Source organism: Candidatus Gastranaerophilales bacterium, assembly GCA_028696075.1.
GTDB lineage: Bacteria > Cyanobacteriota > Vampirovibrionia > Gastranaerophilales > JAILCC01 > JAQVHS01.
This window is the reverse complement of sequence record JAQVHS010000005.1, coordinates 126732-144357: the sequence shown is the minus strand read 5'-3', so window position 1 is coordinate 144357 and position 17626 is coordinate 126732. Positions and strand designations below refer to the sequence as shown.

Annotated in this window: 16 protein-coding genes; 14 read left to right on the top strand and 2 right to left on the bottom strand. The window is 38.2% G+C overall.

Going from position 1 to position 17626, the window contains the following annotated elements; all coding sequences use genetic code 11:
• The 4 genes from PHX18_05185 to nadE form a co-directional block, all read left to right on the top strand.
• Positions 1-1371: FMN-binding glutamate synthase family protein (locus PHX18_05185; protein MDD3594003.1), on the top strand; the 1371-nt coding region annotated here is incomplete at its 5' end.
• A gap of 7 nt (positions 1372-1378) precedes the next feature.
• On the top strand, positions 1379-3688 hold the full coding sequence (locus PHX18_05180) for an FAD-dependent oxidoreductase (protein MDD3594002.1): 2310 nt from the start codon (positions 1379-1381) through the stop codon (positions 3686-3688).
• Positions 3689-3941: 253 nt separating this feature from the next.
• Complete coding sequence (gene glnA, locus PHX18_05175; protein ID MDD3594001.1) at positions 3942-5303, top strand: type I glutamate--ammonia ligase; 1362 nt, start codon at positions 3942-3944, stop codon at positions 5301-5303.
• Positions 5304-5341: 38 nt separating this feature from the next.
• The gene (gene nadE / locus PHX18_05170; GenBank protein ID MDD3594000.1) at positions 5342-7300 is read left to right on the top strand and encodes an NAD(+) synthase; all 1959 of its coding nucleotides are present in this window, start codon (positions 5342-5344) and stop codon (positions 7298-7300) included.
• A 23-nt stretch (positions 7301-7323) separates the two neighbouring features.
• Here the strand turns inward: nadE and PHX18_05165 are convergent, their stop codons facing one another.
• Together PHX18_05165 and PHX18_05160 are read right to left on the bottom strand one after the other, a co-directional pair.
• Positions 7324-9684, bottom strand: a complete 2361-nt coding sequence (locus tag PHX18_05165; protein ID MDD3593999.1) for a SpoIIE family protein phosphatase — start codon at positions 9682-9684, stop codon at positions 7324-7326.
• Positions 9677-9985 (bottom strand): STAS domain-containing protein, encoded by a 309-nt coding sequence (locus PHX18_05160; protein ID MDD3593998.1) that lies wholly within the window; start codon positions 9983-9985, stop codon positions 9677-9679. The genes PHX18_05165 and PHX18_05160 overlap by 8 nt, the downstream gene beginning before the upstream one ends.
• A gap of 244 nt (positions 9986-10229) precedes the next feature.
• On the opposite strand from PHX18_05160, the gene coaD reads away from it, so the two are divergent.
• The 10 genes from coaD to PHX18_05110 all read left to right on the top strand — a co-directional run bounded on the left by coaD (position 10230) and on the right by PHX18_05110 (position 17534).
• Positions 10230-10718, top strand: a complete 489-nt coding sequence (gene coaD / locus PHX18_05155) for a pantetheine-phosphate adenylyltransferase (protein MDD3593997.1) — start codon at positions 10230-10232, stop codon at positions 10716-10718.
• Positions 10715-11314 (top strand): hypothetical protein, encoded by a 600-nt coding sequence (locus tag PHX18_05150; protein MDD3593996.1) that lies wholly within the window; start codon positions 10715-10717, stop codon positions 11312-11314. Before coaD ends, PHX18_05150 begins: the two co-directional genes overlap by 4 nt.
• 4 nt (positions 11315-11318) lie before the next feature.
• On the top strand, positions 11319-11753 hold the full coding sequence (aroQ, locus tag PHX18_05145) for a type II 3-dehydroquinate dehydratase (GenBank protein MDD3593995.1): 435 nt from the start codon (positions 11319-11321) through the stop codon (positions 11751-11753).
• Positions 11754-11768: 15 nt separating this feature from the next.
• The gene (gene ligA / locus PHX18_05140) at positions 11769-13802 is read left to right on the top strand and encodes an NAD-dependent DNA ligase LigA (GenBank protein ID MDD3593994.1); all 2034 of its coding nucleotides are present in this window, start codon (positions 11769-11771) and stop codon (positions 13800-13802) included.
• Positions 13786-14130 carry a hypothetical protein gene (locus PHX18_05135; protein ID MDD3593993.1) on the top strand — a complete coding sequence of 115 codons (345 nt, stop codon included), beginning with the start codon at positions 13786-13788 and terminating at the stop codon, positions 14128-14130. Before ligA ends, PHX18_05135 begins: the two co-directional genes overlap by 17 nt.
• Complete coding sequence (locus tag PHX18_05130; protein MDD3593992.1) at positions 14114-14857, top strand: SIMPL domain-containing protein; 744 nt, start codon at positions 14114-14116, stop codon at positions 14855-14857. Before PHX18_05135 ends, PHX18_05130 begins: the two co-directional genes overlap by 17 nt.
• 131 nt (positions 14858-14988) lie before the next feature.
• Complete coding sequence (locus PHX18_05125) at positions 14989-15210, top strand: winged helix-turn-helix domain-containing protein (GenBank protein MDD3593991.1); 222 nt, start codon at positions 14989-14991, stop codon at positions 15208-15210.
• A 146-nt stretch (positions 15211-15356) separates the two neighbouring features.
• A complete protein-coding gene (locus PHX18_05120) occupies positions 15357-15572 on the top strand; it encodes a hypothetical protein (protein ID MDD3593990.1) in 216 nt (71 codons plus the stop codon).
• Between the two features lie 111 nt (positions 15573-15683).
• Positions 15684-16439, top strand: coding sequence for a 23S rRNA (guanosine(2251)-2'-O)-methyltransferase RlmB (rlmB, locus tag PHX18_05115; protein MDD3593989.1), 756 nt, complete (start codon positions 15684-15686; stop codon positions 16437-16439).
• A gap of 60 nt (positions 16440-16499) precedes the next feature.
• The gene (locus tag PHX18_05110) at positions 16500-17534 is read left to right on the top strand and encodes a sigma-70 family RNA polymerase sigma factor (GenBank protein MDD3593988.1); all 1035 of its coding nucleotides are present in this window, start codon (positions 16500-16502) and stop codon (positions 17532-17534) included.
• Positions 17535-17626 lie beyond the last annotated feature (92 nt).

Sequence of the window (17626 nt, the reverse complement as noted above, 5' to 3'; positions counted from 1 at the left end):
GCCATCAAACCTGTTTATAACAATAGTGAGCGTTTTGGCACAAGGTACCGCAGCCATACGGGAGAATCCGTTAAAAGGGGCGGACGAACCAACCTGCATACTGAAGGCAGAACTTTAGACAAAATAAAAGTCGGTCGTATTTCGCAAATGACGGACCCTTCTTTGGATGCGCAGCGTCATACTTTTGACCTTAGAACAACGCTTGGCAGAGTTGTTAACCCTAAAGACTTAAACTTTAAAATAGAAGACGGCAATCTTGTCCCTGACGAGCAGCACGATACTCCCCCTACTCGTTCGATTTATCCCGTTATTATCGGTGATATGTCAATCGGGGCGCTTTCCACAAGGATGTGGGAAGCTATAGCCATTGCGGTAGCTTATCTGAACGAGGTGAAGGGTATCCCCATAAGAATGTGTTCCGGAGAAGGCGGCTTGCCCGTCAAACTTCTCAAATCAAAGTATTTGAAGTATATGATTTTGCAAATAGCGTCAGGACATTTTGGCTGGAACAGAATTATAAACGCAATGCCTGATATGGTAGCAGACCCTGCCGCTATATTAATCAAAATAGGACAAGGCGCAAAACCCGGCGATGGCGGACTTTTGATGGCGGAGAAGAATGCCCGTCATATACAGGAAATTAGGGGGGTGCCAAAGGCGGATTTATTAAGCCCGCCCAACCACCAAGGGTTGTATTCAATTGAAGAAAGTGTACAAAAAATGTTCCTATCGCTTAATTGCGCGTTTAAATTTCAGGTACCTGTTGCAATTAAAGTAGCTGCTTCATCGACAAGCGTAAGTGTTTATAACAACCTTTTGCGTGACCCTTACAATATTGTAGGCGGATTTTTCTTGGACGGTATTGCGGGAGCTACAGGCGCAGCGCACGAAATTTCGCTTAATCATACAGGTCATCCTATAGTTTCAAAGCTCAGAGATTGTTATTTAGCAGGCGTCCATCAGGGGAAACAAGGACAAATCCCTTTGTTTGCAGGCGGCGGAATGGCTATGAAAGGCAATTTGGCGGCTGATACATTCAAGATGTTATGTTTAGGTGCAAACGGCGTATTTACAGGCAAGCTGATTTTGCAAACAGCAGGCTGCGTAGGGAATGATTACGAAAAATGCAACGCTTGCAACACGGGTCTTTGCCCTGTGGGTATTACAACGCAAAACCCAAAATTGGTCGAAAGACTTGATATAGATATAGTTGCACAAAACATAGTAAATTATATTCTGGCAACCGATATGGAACTTAAAAAACTTTTAGCTCCGGTAGGCAACAGTTCTTTACCCATCGGCAGGTCGGATGCGCTTATTTGTGTGGATAAAAATGTTGCAGAGCGTTTAGAAATTGCACATGTATGTTAGGTGAAAGATGGAATTAGAAATTAATACACTTAAAAATACGGAAAAAGGAGAAAAACGGCTCTCTACAAAGGAGCTGATGAAGCTTATTTGGAATGCTGTTGCGGAAGGTAATAATGATTTTAGGATTTTAGCTTCGGGGCAGCATAATATAGGCGGTTCTCTCTGGTCAAAAAACGGTCTGGAATTGAATTTTTATATAATTAACCCCGGGCAAAGGGTAGGTTCAATGGGCGTTGCAGGCACCAATATTTATGTGGAAGGCTCTGCCCCTGCTGATGTCGGATGGCTTAATTCGGGCGCTAATATAATCGTAAACGGAGATTCGGGCGATACTACGGCACACTGCGCCGCAAGCGGCAAAATCTTCATCGCAGGCAAAGTAGGCACACGTTCGGGTGCTTTGATGAAACGCGACCCTAAGTTTGATGCTCCCGAATTATGGGTTTTAAAGAATACGGGCTCTTTTTCGTTTGAATTTATGGGCGGCGGCATTGCGGTTGTTTGCGGGCTTGATTGCGAAGACTTTAAATCAGTGCTGGGCGACAGAGCCTGCACGGGCATGGTTGGCGGCGTTGTTTACTTTAGAGGGCATGTGAACAATGTATCCGATGATGTGTTTATTTTGGATTTGGATGAGCAGGATGTTGAATTTTTAACAAAAGGCTTAGAAGAATTTCTTGAAAAAATTAACAGACCTGAATTATATGAGCGTTTAGGTGATTTTTCGCAATGGAAAAAAATTGTTGCCAAAACTTACGAGGAACGCCAAAAAACAAACCCTATCAGCCTGAAAACCTACCGTGAAAATAAATGGATGAAAGAAATCGGCGGTTCTATTTTCGGGGACTTGGTGGAGGAGGATTATATTGTTTCTGACCTTATTCAGACAGGCAGCGGCAGATTGAAAATCCCTGTGTGGAAAAACTATTTCTACAGCGCGCCTTGCGAATATAATTGTCCTATCAGTATTCCAACCCAAAAAAGATTTTCGCTCCTTCGGGAAGGCAAAATTAAAGAAGCGCTTGAGCTTGTGCTTGAATACAGTCCGTTTCCCGCAAGTGTCTGTGGTCAGGTTTGCCCGAACCTGTGTTTAAATGATTGTTCAAGATTAAAAGTCGATGAGCCTTTGGATGTAGCTATGCTGGGTAAACTTTCTGCCGACATCAAAGTCAAATTCCCGCCCTCTTCCAAAAACAAAAAAATTGCCATAATCGGTGCAGGTACAGCAGGATTATCCGCTGCCTGGCAGCTTTTAAAAAACGGTTATGACGTGGAAATTTTTGAGCAGGATGACAAAATCGGCGGTAAACTTTCGCAGGTTATACCTTCAGAGCGCCTGCCCGCGGATATTTTGAAAGCGGAGCTTGAACGGTTTGGCAAATCAGGTGTTAAAATACACCTTAATAAAAAAATCGAGCATGAAAACTTCGCAGAGATTGAAAAGAATTTTGATGCGATTATCATTGCCATAGGCGCTCACAGCCCTGTGGTTATACCGTTTGAAGGTTATGAAAAGCTTGTCAAAGGTTTGGATTTTCTTAAAAAAGTCAAAAAGAAACAGCCCGTGGAACTGGGCGAAAAAGTTGTCGTCATAGGTGCCGGCAACGCAGCTATGGACGTTATAACCGAGGCTTATAACCTTGGTGCGAAGGAAGTTGTTGCTATAGATATCCAAAGGCCGAGCGCTTTTGATAAAGAAATCGAATACGTAACAAAACTAGGGGCGAAAATTCTTTGGCCTTGTTATACGGAAAAAATTACGGATGAGGGTGTTGTTTTAAAAGACGGTACTTTGATTGAAGGCGATGACGTAATTATTGCTGTCGGTGACCGCCCTATTTTCAATTTTCTTAATAAAAATTACCTGGATGAAAAATCAAATATAAGAACAAACGATTTTCATCAGACTGAATATAATCCTAAAGTCTTTGCTATCGGTGACGCGCTCAAGTGCGCGTTGTTTACTAACGCTATTGCAGACGGTAAAAATGCCGCGCAAAACATAGACAGGTTTTTGCATAACCAAAAGCTGTCGGCGCCCAAACGCAAATCTATGATACCCGAGGATAGAATTAAATCGGAATATTACGAATGCTACCAGCCTACCTGTGATAATGAACAAAACCGCTGCTTAAGCTGCGGTTATTGCAGAGATTGCGGGCTTTGTAAAGACAGCTGCCCTAACGGCGCTATTTCAAGAATAGAAAAACCTGACGGCAAATTCGAATACCTTAGCGATGATGACAAATGTATCGGCTGCGGTATTTGTGAAGGATTATGCCCTTGCGGTATCTGGGAAATGCAGTTTAATTTTTAACGACCTTAAGTTTTGTAAACTTGTTTTTTTTAAGAAAGATTTTTAGCGGAATTTATATTCTGATTTTAAAAAGTATACAAAACTAAAATGTTTTTTATGTTTTTTGAAGTTCTTTTTTACATTTTTGTTGCACAATTCTTAAAAATCCGGGCTTTGCAAAAAATGGATGAGTATAAACCTTTGACAGTGGCGGTAAAAATAGTATTATTATTATTGTATTTATTGCACAAAAAATTTAAGAATAGGAGATATTATGCAGGCAAAATTTATACCGGAACACAGCAAACTTTTAACAAAAAAAGAAATTAAAAGTATTATCGCTGAAAATAATATAGAGTTTATCAGACTTCAGTTTTGTGACCTGAACGGTGCCGTTAAAAATTTGGCAGTGCCTGCAACTCAGATTGATAAGGTTTTAAACAATGAAGTTATGTTAGACGGCTCTTCCATCAAAGGTTTTAGAAGTATTGAAACTTCGGATATGTATTTTTATCCTGATTTGTCAACTTTTGCCATTTTACCTTGGCGCGGTACGGAAAGCTCTAACGTAGCAAGAATTATTTGTGATATACATAATCAGGACGGAACACCTTTTGAAGGCTGCCCCAGATGCAATCTTAAGCGTGTAATTGCAAAGGCAAAAGCGCTTGGTTATGAAATGAACGTTGGACCCGAAGCTGAATTCTTCATATTTAAAAAAGATGCATGCGGAGAAGCGACAACCATTCCTCATGACGATGCGGGTTATTATGATACCGCGCCTTACGATTTGGGCGAAAATTTTCGTGCTGATATGGTCAAAACCCTTACAAAAATGGGGTTTGAAATTGAAGCAAGTCATCATGAAGTTTCACAAGGACAGCATGAAATTGACTTCAAATATTCAAATGCGCTTACTACCGCCGATAACATTGTTACTTTTAAATACGCGGTAAAAGCAATGGCAGGTAAACATAATCTGCACGCTACTTTTATGCCGAAGCCTATTTTTGGTATAAACGGTTCAGGCATGCACTGCAATATTTCCCTGTTTAAAGACGGTGAAAATTTATTCTACAACGCGGACAGAACTTACCAACTGTCAAAAGAAGCGCTGTATACTATAGGCGGTTTGTTAAAACACGTAAAAGCGTTTACTTCTGTTACCAATCCGTTGGTTAACAGCTATAAAAGATTGGTTCCGGGCTACGAAGCTCCTGTTTATCTTGCATGGTCATTGGCTAACCGCTCCGCACTTATCCGTGTACCTGCAAAACGCGGCAATGCAACAAGAGTAGAGTTGCGCTCTCCCGACCCTTCTTGCAATCCGTATTTAGCTTTAGCGGTTCTTATTGAAGCTGCTATGGACGGCATTAAAAATAAAATCGAGCCGCCGCTTCAGGTTGAAGAAAATATCTACGATATGACACCTAAAGAACTTAAACGCAACAAAATTAATTCGCTCCCGGGCAGTTTATTTGAAGCTATTGAATTAACCGAAAAAAGTGAATTAGTGAAAGAAGCCTTGGGCGCGCATATTTTTCATGAGTTTTTGGCTACAAAACGCAGAGAATGGGATAAATACAGAACCTATGTTTCTCCGCTCGAACTTGATATGTATTTAAAAGCGTATTAAGCTTGGACACTGAAAATTGCTTGTTATATTATTAAATTATGCAAGCAGATAACATAAAAAATTTAACTTCTATAATAGAGCAGGACCTTGCGCAGGGTAATCTTTCGCCGCAGGAAAAGCTTGATACGGTAAGAAAGTTAAAACCTTTGCTTCAAAAAGGCTCGATAGTTTTAGCGCAAACAAACCCTACTCCGGGCGACCTCAAAGGCAATGCTCAAAAAGCTATGCGCTATATTGACTGGGCAGCTGCGATAGAGGCTGCTGCTGTTGTTTTTCCCGAAATGTTCTTAATCGGCTATCCGATAGGGGATTTTATAGACAAATTCCCTGTTATTGTCGAAGAAAATATGCAATGGCTTGAAGCTTTGGCGGCAAAGACGTCCTCGACAAAAGTCATTATAGGTTTTGCCCAAAAAAATCCCGAAAAAACAGGTAAAAAATATTATAATGCCATAGCCGTTCTTTCAAACGGCAAGATTGAAAAAATCATAAGAAAATCGCTTTTGCCTAACTATAGCGAATTTAATGATTACAGACACTTTGAGCCTGCACCGGTTGACCCTGATTCAAGGATAATTGACCTTAACGGGGTGAAAACGGGTATTATTGTTTGCGAAGACGGCTGGAATGATGATGAGTTTTTTGAACATAATTTGTACGCTGATGACCCCGTAAAGGAACTGATGTTAAAGCATAAACCAGGTTTGTTAATTAACTGCTCCTCTTCAATTACAAGAGCCAAAAAAGAGCAGCTAAAGCATAATATGCTCTCTTTTGTGTCGAAAAAATATAATTGCCCATTGATTTATGTTAATCAAACAGGCTCAAACGACGGTATTACTTTTGACGGTGCAAGCAGAATGTACAATGCCAAAGGTGAACTAAAAGTAAGAGCCAAGTACTTTGAAGAGCAGTTTTTAATCGTTAACCCTGCTTCAGATGAAGAAAATATTTTCCCGCTGCCAAAAGGACTTGAAAAAACACTTACTTCGCAAAAAGCATTTACTCTTGACCACGAGCCTGACCTAGAGAGAACGTATTTAACGATAACCGGTGCCGTTCGCGATTACTTTAACAAGACAGGATTCAAACGTGCCGTCTTGGGTCTGTCAGGGGGCTTAGATTCTACCGTTTGTGCTGTGCTTTTGGCTGATGCTATAGGGGCAGAAAATGTTTTCGGGCTTAGCATGCCGTCAAAATTAACCAGCGATTTAAGCAAAAGCGATGCGCAGGAACTTGCACGAAATCTTAAAATCAACTTCCTTGAAACCCCTGTCAAAGATATGGTTGACTTGACCAAAAATCATTTTGAAAAAGTTTTTGAACAGGTGCAAACAAAATGGGATGTCAGATACAAAGAATCTTTTACCATGGATAATATTCAGGCACGCTCAAGAGCGTTGATATTATGGGGTATTGCAAACGAATTTCAGGCTTGTTTGCCTATAGCTACTTCTGATAAATCAGAGCTTTATATGGGTTATGCAACCATAAACGGTGATATGTCAGGGGGATTTGCTCCTATAGCTGATGTTTGTAAAACCAAGCTTTTTGCGCTTGCCAAATGGATGAACGAGAACCGAGAAGAAAAAAACGCTATTCCCTTGTCTGTTATCAACAAACGACCTTGCGCCGAACTTGCCGTTAACCCCCTTACAAACAAAATTCTTTTAGCGGAAGAAGCGCTTATGCCTTATGAATTTTTAGATGAGGTGATTTGGCGGGTTGAGAACCTCAACCAGTCTATGGATGAGATGATGGAAGCAGCCTTTTTGCATGAGGCAAAGGAGAATATTTCAAAAGAGCAAAAATCCCAATGGCTCGAAAAATTCTTTTCAAGAATGTCCAAAGCAATATTCAAATGGGGGCTTATGCCGCCTTATCCTATTGTTGACGCCCGCTCTATTAATAGATATGAATATTCCCAGCCTGTTGTTTCGTCAAAAATTCAATATAAACATTCCTCTATTGAAGAGAAAATACAGGCATTAAGCTGATTTTTAGACATCGATTTAATAGTTTAGTTTTCATCCGTAAACTTCAACTTGATAGTTAAAATATTTTGCCTGTCTTTGAATTCATAACCCATAAAATCCATAGAATTTTTAACGATAAATATCCCCAAGCCGCCGACAGGACGTTCTTCTGCCGAAAGTGTAATATCTGGCGGCGCTTGCTCGAGCGGATTGTAAGGAGTACCCGAATCCGTGAAGGTTACTTCTATTTCATTGCCTTTATTGATTTTGAAGCTGATTTCGACATCGCCTTCTTTAGGCGGATAAGCATAAGTCGAAATATTTACAAAGATTTCTTCAATTGCAACATTTAATTTTGTTCTGTGGTAATGAGGCACGTCAGCATCTTCGCACATAGCCTCCACCCACTCCAAAACATTTTTAAATTTCGCAATGTCTGCAGGGAGTAAAAAAGTCTTAACCCCGTTGAATGATTTTTCTTTTATTTCTTTCATATTAACAGCTCTTGCTCCTTTGTACTCAAATGCAAGCATTGTAATATCATCAGTTTGGACCTCGTCGTCTGCAAAGCTTTCCACATCTGATTTTACTTCAGCCAGGATATTCTCAACATTTATTTCCTCTGTTTTGTTCAACGTATTCAATAGTCTTTGTTCGCCATAAAATTCTTGCGCTGTATTCATAGCTTCTGTTATGCCGTCCGTATACAGAAATATAAAATCTCCGCTATTAAGCTTATCTTCGCCGCTTTTATATTGAAAATCATTCATAGCGCCCGCAACAAGGTTCGCTTCGGGTTTTAAATATTCAAATTTGCCGTTGACCCGTTTAATCAGCGGCGGATTATGTCCTGCGTTTACGTAAGATAATTTGCCTGTCGAAAGCTCTAAAACGCACAAAAAGATAGTTACAAAAAATCCCTGTTCATTGGTTTTAAATATTTTATTATTTACTCTTGTCATAACTTCATCAAGCGACAATCCCGATTTAGCTATGTTTTTAAGCAGTGTTTTAGTATTCATCATAAACAAAGCCGCAGGAATGCCTTTGCCTGAAACATCGGCAATCAAAAACGCGAAATGGTCTGAATCTATAAAAAAGAAATCGTAAAAATCACCGCCGACTTCTTTGGCTGTTTGCATTGAAGCAAAAATTGCAAATTCGGTACGGCTGGGATACGGAGGAAATACGCTTGGTAAAACAGAGTTTTGGATTGACTTTGCAATGTTAAGCTCTGATTCTATTCTTTTTTGTTCCGCAGTTATGTTATTAAGGTTCGTTATATACTCTTTAATATCTTTTGTCATTTTGTTAAACGATGAGGCCAGCTCGGCAAACTCTTGAGGTTCATCAATCTTCATTTGAACTTCCAGGTCGCCGTTGCCGATTTGTTCAGCTGTTTTTACAAGGTAATCTATGGGTTTATTAACATTTTTGGTCAGAATAACATATATTATTAATACAATAATAAATATTGTAAATAAAATCAAAGCCAGCATTAACTTTAAGTGGTGTGTTATGTCGCCGTAAAGTTCCGATAAAGGAACATTAACTACAAGCAGCATATCGTTATCTAAAATTTTAACAAACGTCATATAATCAATGCGGTTATATTTAAAAGTATCGCCTGTCTCAAGTTCAGGGCTGTACCAGGTAATATCTGTCAGGGATTTGCCGACAAAATTCCCTTCCTCATTTTTCGCTGTTAGGGCAAGTATAAAACCGCTGTCTTTATCCGCAAAAAGCGCAAAGCTGTTCGGTGTGGGTTTCAGTTCCGAAACTTTTTTGATTATATTATCAAGCTTCCAATCTACGGTTGACATTCCGATCAAATTATTATCGTTGTCAAATATTCCTGCCCCTATTGTGGTCATAAGTGCATGAGTACCGGTCTGGTCAAAGTATGGCGGAGTCCAGGAAACATCCAGCCCGTCCTGAATTTCTTTTTTTATGGAGGTATACCACATTTGAGTAAAGTAGTTGTACTGCTCTGCTGCAAAACTCGGGTCAACAACAACTTCTTTGTCGTTATGAAAAGCATAAGCACAAACCCTCTCTTTTGAAGGGTTTATTTTATAAGGTTCAAACCATACCCCCCCGCCTACGGCAAGGTTGTTGTTTTCAAAATTCTTTTTCACTAAAAAATCCAACAAATCCTGATTATTTTTATCGGATTTATAAAGGATTTTGCCCATCAAAGCCAAATCCTTTGCATTTTCCTGCAATTGTCCTATTGATTTATTAACCTGTTCGCTGAAATAAGCCACAGCTATATCACACATCTGTGCTCTTTCATGCTTATTGTTATTGTAAACATTAGAAGCCAGGAGCAAAACAAGCACACTTAAAACCAGAAGCGTTGCAAGAGTTATTAAAATAATTTTGGCTTTTAGAGTTCTAAGCATTTTCAATAGTTAAAATATTTGTAAATCCTGTTATTTCAAAAATATCCATAATATTGTCGTTAACGTTCATTAATTTCATCGTGCCGCCTTTTGCATTCATTTTTTTCTGCAATTCAAGTACAATCCTCAACCCCAGGCTTGAAAGATATTCAACGTACGTAAAATCGAGTATTAATTCTTTTACTTCATCAGTTATGGCTTTGTTGACTTCAAATTCAAAAGTGGGAGTGTTAAGCATATCAATCCTGCCTCTTGCAAGTACTGTCAATACAGGTCCTATTTGTTTTACAGATAATTCCATTTATAAACTCCTTTTTATTCATAACCTTAGATTTGAAATCTTAGTATTATTTTGACAAATTTTAGATATGCTTGTCAACTAAAAAAGTTAACAAGCAAACTAATGAAATGAATTTAAAAAAGTAATATTCACTAAATAAAGATTTCTATAACTAAAATCTCTTTACATAACTTATTATATTTAACTTTTTGACTACTATGTTTGTATAATAGATAGTGAAGAATATTATTTCAGAGGAAGAGTATTGTCTTTAGCAATTTATCCGGGGAGCTTTGACCCTATTACAAAAGGGCATATAGACGTATTAAAAAAAGCCGTCAAAATTTTTGACAGGGTAATTATTGCCGTAAGCGTGCATCCCGCAAAGCATGCTTTTATCGATACACAAACAAGGGTTGAGTTAATCAAGGAATCGGTAAAAGAGATAAAAAATGTTGAAGTAGACTCTTTTGAAGGATTGACCGTGAATTATGCCAAATTGAAAGGTGCAAAGGCAATAATAAGAGGGCTTAGAGCCGTTAGTGATTTTGAATATGAAATGCAAATGGCGCAAATGAACAACAACTTATGTGATGAAGTGGAAACAGTGTTTTTAGTCCCAAAATCAAAATACAATTTCATTGCATCAAGCACGGTCAAAGAGGTATCAAGACTCGGCGGGGATATAGAAAAATTTGTAACCGAGCCTGTTAAAAAGTATTTAGTAAATTATAATAACAGAGGTGAATTATGAGCATTAATAGCGTAAACAACTTACTTAACTACATGGAATCCACATTAGAAAAAAGCAAAACCATTCCTTTAACTTCTTATGTAGTGGTTGATAAAGAAGACTTGTTTGACTTGATAGACAAGGTAAGAAGCGTACTCCCGAAAGAAATTCAGGAAGCAAACTCCATCATTAAAAGAAAAGATGAAATCAACAGAGAAGCCCAAACAACGGCGGAAGAAATCATATCGGAAGCTAAAAAAGAAGCTATCAGAAGAATTGACCAGCATGAAATCCTTGAAGGAGTGAAAACCGAAGCTGAGAAGATTAAAGAAGAAACAATTTCAGAAAGAGATATCATCAGAGAAAAAACCATTGCCGAATGCATGAAATTGAAAAAACAGGTCATAACAGAAGTTATTGCAATAAGAGAAGGTGCGGACAGATATGCCCAGAGCGTCTTTGGCAGGCTTGTCGATGATATGCAGGAGCTGCAGGCTATTGTTTCAGCCGGGCAAAACCAATTAGGCAAATTGAAAGATAATTCAGAGCAGCAAATCGCTTATTATAAATCGATTTATGATTCAGGCGATTTAACACTTTCTCAACAAGAAGGCTGATTTTATGAAAATACTCGTTATAAACGGTCCAAACCTAAATCTTTTAGGCACAAGAGAAAAAGACACTTACGGAACAATTACACTTTCGCAAATCAATGAGAATATTTCTGATTTAGCCAAACATTTGTACACAGCGGTAGATTTTTTCCAATCCAATACCGAAGGTGAAATTGTAGACAAAATTCAAAAAGCCAAAGGGCTTTATGACGGTATTATTATAAACCCTGCCGCTTATACCCATACCAGTATTGCCTTGCGAGATGCCGTATTGGCGGTTGAAATTCCGACGATTGAGGTACATCTATCTAATATTCATGCACGGGAAGAATTCAGAAAAACTTCTTACCTTGCGCCGGTGTGCATAGGGCAAATTTCGGGATTTAAAGATGAAGGCTATTATCTTGCTTTAAGAGCAATGGTTAAGCATCTTTCTAAATAATATTTTCGGAGCATCATGAACAACCTGTTACTTTTCAAAAATAGAGCTCAACAACTTCGCGATGAAATAAATTTGCATAATAAACTTTATTATGAAGAGAATTCCCCGCAAATTTCAGACAGCGAATACGATGCCCTCTTCAGGGAACTGAAAGAGCTTGAAAATACTTACCCTGAATTAATTCTCCCAAACAGCCCCACCCAAAAAGTAGGCTCATCTTTATCAGAAGGATTTGTGCAGGTAAAACACAAGTACAGACTTTACAGTCTTGATAATTCAAATAATTATGAAGAGTTAAAAGCGTGGTATGAGCGGGTATTAAAGGCGCTGAATGTAACACATGCAGAAATGGTCTGCGAGCTTAAAATAGACGGGCTTGCAATGGCATTAAGCTATGATAAAGGCAAATTTACCAAAGGCGTAACAAGAGGCGACGGTATTACAGGCGAGGATATTACAAATAACTTAAAGACTATAAAGGCTATCCCTGAAAATATCAACTACCATGAGCGCTTAGAAGTCCGCGGCGAAGTTTTTATGCCTGTATCGGCGTTTAATAAATTAAACCAAAACCAAAAAGAACAAGGCAAACAGCTTTTTGCAAACCCCAGAAACGCGGCGAGCGGTTCTGTAAGACAGCTTGATTCAAGAATTACACGGGAGAGAGAGTTGTCATTTTTTACATATACAGGCATTTTAGACCGTCCCGACCCATCGCTAAGAACGCATTGGGAAACACTGGAAATGCTGAAAAGTTTAGGTTTTAACGTCAATCCCGCCTGCAAAATCTGCCAAAATATCGATGAAGTCATATCATACTGCGATAATTGGGAAGCTAAACGCGCGCAGCTTGACTATGCAACAGACGGTGTGGTTGTAAAAATCAACAGTTTAGGCTGTCAGGAAGAACTGGGTTATACGGCGCGTGCGCCAAAATGGGCAACCGCTTTTAAATTTAAACCTGAAGAAGCCGTCGTGAAACTGCTTGATATAGAAATCAACGTGGGTAGGACAGGCGCAATTACCCCCGTTGGCATTTTAGAACCGGTAAAACTTGCCGGTACAACCGTTTCGCGTGCAAGCCTTCATAACGCTCAAGAGATAGAGCGGCTTGATGTGAGAATAGGTGATTATGTCTGGGTAAAAAAAGCAGCGGAAATTATCCCCAAAATTATAAAAGTGGAACTTTCCAAACGTCCCGAAGGAACAAAGCCGTACATTTTTCCCGAAGTCTGCCCATCTTGCGGCGCACCTGTTATGAAAGAAGAGGGCGAAGTTATACAGTATTGTTCAAACCAAACAGACTGTCCCGCAATTTTAAAAGGCAGGCTCAAATATTGGGCAAGCAAAGACGGACTTGATATTGACGGGCTGGGCGAAAGCATAGCCGAGCAGATTTTTGACTTGGGATTAGCCCGAAATTATGCTGATTTATATTACCTGAGTGTCGAGGATTTACTCAAACTGGATAAAATAGCCGAAAAATCCGCCCAAAATATTTATAATTCCATTCAAAAATCAAAAGACTGCGAGTTTGCAAAATTTATAAGCGCACTCGGGATAAAATTCGTAGGCAGCGAAACAGCCCAAATTATAGCAAACAGCGCAAAAAGCTTTGACAGACTAAAATCCATGTCGACGGAAGAACTGGCGGATATAGACGGTGTGGGTATAAAAATAGCAAAAAGTATGGTAGAATATTTTCACAACTTTAAAAATATAGAAACCTTAAATAAACTTTTTGCCTCGGGCTTTAAGATAAAAAATACCGTACAAAATATCCCTGCTACCGAATTAACCGGGAAAACATTTGTATTTACCGGAACTTTAAGCGAAATGAACCGCAGCGAAGCTTCTGATATTGTAAAAGCGCTGGGTGCGGCTACAGCAGGTTCCGTAAGCAAAAAGACCGATTACGTAGTAAGCGGTGAAGATTCAGGGTCCAAATTAGAAAAGGCCCAAAAATTAGGTGTTACAATACTTGATGAACACGAATTTTTACAATTAATTGAACAAACAAAAAGGACGTCAAATGAGCAAAAACTTTAAAATAATACAAATCTCAGGTATTCCGGGACTGCTGTTTATAATGTTTATTTTTATGTGTTTAGCATACGGGTTTGTAGTGTTCCCTGCCATGGGATTGAAGTACCTGTGGAACGAATTTCTGCATACCGGACTGTCATTGCCTGTTATAAGTTTGTTTCAGGCGTTCCTGCTTTGGGCAGCTTTTGTCATAATGTTTTTTTTAATTTTGAGAAACAAAGTATCCATAAAGTTTAACAACTCAGACGAATTAAACGAAGAACACTGTAAAAATATTATTAACCGTTTAGAACTTGAATCAAAGGAGCCAAACGATGAAAATGTCCAATAAAATTTTAATTGCACTGTTTGTATTTCTTGTTGCCATCGGCACATTGGGAATAAATTATAAAACTTTTGCCAATTCAGCTGAAAACGGAAAAATTTCATCGACGGCAAAAGAAGAAAAATCCATAGCGCCTGATACCGTGTATGTAACTTTTAGCGTTATAACCAATGATAAAAACAGCGAAACAGCCGTAAGTCTGAACAACAAAAAAACAACACAAATGATTAACGCGTTGAAAAAATCTTTAACCCCTGATGAAACTGTTAAAACAAGCGCATATTCGCTAAACCCTAATTATGAGTACAACAATATAACCAAAAAAAATATGTTCAAAGATTACGAGGTAAAAAACAACGTAAATTTGAAACTTAAAGATATCAATAAAGTAGGCAAGCTAATTGATATAGCAGTGAAAAACGGAGCAAATAATGTAGACAATCTGGTCTTTACATTGGAAAACACAGATGCTGTTTGCAATCAATTAACAGCTCAAGCAGCTCAAAAAGCGAGAAAAAACGCCGAAGCTCTGCTTAATTCACTGGGAATGAAAATAGTAAATGTAGCAAATATTTCCTATAACTGTTCGAATTTGGTACCGCGTGCGGTTTATGCAGACAACTTTATGAGCATGAAAGCCGCAGGCAGCGAAGCGGACTCTACTCCTGTAACAATAGAAGCGGGAGAAATTAAAATTACAGCAACAGTAACTATAACTTTTAACATAAAATAAAAATCATACGTTTAAATGTTTTTGGTCAATGGCGGTCAAAAACGCTTGTACAAAAAATTTTTTTCTATTATTATTAAAACAGAGGTTAGGTTAAACAATTTTTAATTTCACTAAAATGGAGGACATAAAAAATGTTAGCAACAGAAATTTCAATCGAAATTAACGCAATCGGCGAAGACGCAGGACGTATTTTTGAATACATCTCAGATAAAGGTGATTGCACAATGGCGGCTTTGAAAAAAGATCTTAAAATGACCGGTGATAGTGCCGCATTAGCACTGGGCTGGTTAGCCAGAGAAGGTAGAATTGATATGAGAAGAAAAGGTACTTCTACCAGAATTTACATTGTATAATGTAACTAGAAATGTTGAAAAGAAGCTTGGAAACAGGCTTCTTTTTTTTTAGCACAAATAAAAAATATTAAACTTTACTCTGATTAAATTCTTTCTCATCTCTGTAATAATGAGGTCTGTAACATAATTATTATGGGGAATTTGTTATGTTTTTCGATAAAGACAAACAAAATAATACCGAAACAAAAGATATTTTTGTAAAATCAACTAACAAAGATACCTCAGCTAATCCTTTTAAAAATCCTGACAGAAATTTTTTTATAATATTTGAAAAGTTGAAGAAGGAAGCAGAACGATTAGATAATTCGGCTTGTAAAAATACATATATATGGATAGAGAAATTTAAGGAAGATAATTATTAATTGCCCGTTTGGAAATCCATTATTCTAATGCGAATATTATGTGCTTGGTATATTTTTTTATAATCTCAATATACAATATACTTAAAGCAGGTATAGAATTGGGATAAAAAAATGGAAAACAAAGACATAATTTATGGCAAAAACGCAGTAGAAGGGCTGTTTTTATCAGAAAAAACCGACAGAATAAATAAAATAATAATCACAGAACATGCAAAAAAAGACCCGAAAATTAAAAATATCCTCAAGTTAGCGTCAGATAACAGAATTCCTGTACAAATTGCGCCGAAAGAAAAACTTTCTTCCATGACGGAGCAATCACATCAGGGAATAATTGCTGTAGTCGCACCCATCAGTTATACGGATTTCGATGATTTTGCAGCCTTGCTCAAGGGCAGGGAAAAATCACTGGTAATCCTTCTGGACGGTGTAGAAGACCCGCATAATCTCGGGGCAATTATAAGGAGTGCAAAATGTGCAGGAGCGCAAGGGGTAATTATTCCTAAAAGGAGAACCTCTCTTGTAACCTCGGTAGTAGAGAAATGTTCCGCAGGAGCAGTTTCACAGCTTCCGATAGTACAAGTATCCAACCTTAACAATGCGATAGACGATTTAAAAAAAATCGGCTTTTGGGTTTACGGAGCGGAAGCATCGGGAAGCGAAAACTACTTTGATGTACGCTATGATACCAATACCGCCTTTATTCTCGGTGGTGAAAATCAGGGAATAAGCCGGCTTAGTGCAAAAAAATGTGATGTGCTGATAAAAATACCAATGCCGGGAGAATTCAACTCTCTAAATGTTTCTAATGCAGCTGCTATACTAATGTTTGAGTTTGTCCGCCAACAAATTAACGTAAAAAAACGTTAAAATCATCAAAATCGTGTAGTAAAAAAACTACAACATGGTATAGAATAAGGAGGAGTACAAATGCAACAAAAAGGTTTAGCATTAGAGATGTCTGATGAACAAAAAAAATCCAAATCGAAAATATCTTCCTTAGATGACGACAATGATTCAAATGATATAGATATAGATTTTGAACAATTTGAAGAAGAACTCGAAGGTCCTGCAAGTACTCAAGTATCAGAGCTTGATTACTCATTGGGCTTTAGCGATGACTCTGTAAAAATTTACCTGCAGCAAATAGGTAAAATCTCTCTTCTTACGCAAGAACAGGAGGTAGAATTTGCCAGACGTATTCAGGAAAAAAATGACAAGGTTGCAAAAAACAAACTTATCAGGGCTAACCTAAGACTTGTTGTAAGCATTGCCAAAAAATACATAGGCAGGGGCTTAACTTTCCTTGATTTAATTCAGGAAGGCAACGTAGGGCTTATTAAGGCCGCGGAAAAGTTTGATTATTCAAAGGGCTACAAATTCAGCACTTATGCAACCTGGTGGATACAGCAGGCAATAACAAGAGGCATCGCCGACAAATCAAGAACCATCAGACTTCCTGTACACATGATAGAAACTTTAGGCAAAATAAAAAAAGTTTCAAAAGACTTAAAATTATACTTAAATCGTACCCCCACCAAAGAAGAAATCGCGGAAAAACTCGATATGCCGCTTTCTAAATTAAGGTACGTGATACGCTCGGCTCAAGGCACGATAAGTATCGAAACACCTATTAACCAAAAAGAAGAAACTGCAAAAATCGCCGATATTTTAATCGACGAAGCCTCAATAGCTCCCGAATCTCAAGTAACGCAAGACAATCTTTTAAATGAAGTTCAGGGAATGCTCAGTAAATTAAGCCAAAAAGAACGAGATATTCTTATTTTAAGATTTGGGCTTGATGATGACGGACAGAAAAAAACTCTTGAAGAAATAGGCGCAAAATACAGTGTTTCAAGAGAAAGGGTCCGACAAATAGAAAACAGGGCAATTTGCAAACTTAAAAAGTTATGTAAAAATAACATAGAAGCCAAAGGCTTAAAAAATTACTTAGATCAAAATTAGAAAAAACAGACAGTCTTAACAAGAACGCCGCTTGAGTATTCGAGCGGCGTTCGCAATTAAAATAATAGCCTCTTTTGGCATTTAGCTTTATA